This is a genomic window from Fructilactobacillus sp. X2R6C1 (assembly GCF_059901295.1).
In genome coordinates, this window is the sequence record NZ_JBWXUZ010000035.1 from 1 (window position 1) to 266 (window position 266).

Genomic DNA, 266 nt, shown 5'->3' on the forward strand with positions numbered 1-266 from the left:
GTGTGCGGGTTCTCGGGCAGGACGAGCACCACGATGTCCGTCTCCGGCAGCAGTGCGGGCAGGTCGGCCACCGCGTGGACGCCCTCCTCGGGCCGGGCGCGCCGGGCCACCCGGGCGACGTCCGCCTCGCAGGCGAGCAGCCGCCGTTCCAGCGCCGCGCCGATGGAGCCGTAGCCGACGATGGTGACGCGCGCGTCGGCGAGGGAGCGGGTGAAGTGCGGTTCCCAGCGTCCGGCGCCCTGGTCGGCGACCCACTGGGGAAGGTC

At 75.9% G+C, this 266-nt stretch carries 1 protein-coding gene; it reads right to left on the reverse strand.

Annotated features, from left to right (window positions below):
- Positions 1-266: NAD(P)-dependent oxidoreductase (locus AC6UDF_RS07245; RefSeq protein WP_500724206.1), on the reverse strand; the 266-nt coding region annotated here is incomplete at both ends.